This window comes from Carnobacterium sp., assembly GCF_040274425.1.
Genome location: NZ_JBEMBC010000199.1, coordinates 1 through 610, shown reverse-complemented (window position 1 = coordinate 610; position 610 = coordinate 1). Strand labels below are relative to the sequence as shown.

At 42.0% G+C, this 610-nt stretch carries 1 protein-coding gene; it reads right to left on the bottom strand.

Annotated features, from left to right (window positions below):
* Positions 1 to 237: 237 nt before the first annotated feature.
* A complete protein-coding gene (locus ABS911_RS15270; RefSeq protein WP_093729110.1) occupies positions 238 to 438 on the bottom strand; it encodes a cold shock domain-containing protein in 201 nt (66 codons plus the stop codon).
* Positions 439 to 610 lie beyond the last annotated feature (172 nt).

The window sequence follows — 610 nt, the reverse complement described above, 5'->3', positions numbered from 1 at the left end:
TTCGTGTCTTCTGCCGAAAACATCAGGCTGCCCTGGGGTATCTCCGCAGACACAGGCAGGCAGACAGCACATGCCATCAGAAAAAACAGACCGGCCGACAGAGTCCTTTTTAAAAAATACTTCAAGATGTTACCTCAAACAATCATAAAACCGGAAGATAAAAAGGGCACTTCCTTTTCAGGAAATGCCCTAAGGTTCATGCACATGAATCTGTAGAAAAGATTTTGGAAAAACAGATTATTTTACAGGACGAACGTTAGCTGCCTGTTCGCCGCGGCTGCCTTCAACCACATCGAACTCAACAGTCTGGCCGTCTTCCAGAGTTTTGTAACCTTCAACCTGAATGGCAGAGAAATGTACGAATACATCGCCGCCGTCTTCACGTTCAATAAAACCATAACCTTTTTCTGCATTAAACCATTTTACTTTGCCAGTCATCTTGCGGGCCTCCTAAAAAATAATACTTTGGCCGGTGAATAAAACTTTCACCAACGTTCATATTATATGACAAACACGGCAATTATGCAAGTAAAATATTTGCAGAAAATTATAGTTTTTCCAAACTATTCTGCCAACACTTCCACTTTTTCCATGACAACCGGGTCCAAAG

Coding starts and splice junctions, on each gene's coding strand:
- ABS911_RS15270 (WP_093729110.1), bottom strand. CDS start 438: ATGACTGGCAAAGTAAAATGGTTTAATGCAGAAAAAGGTTATGGTTTT.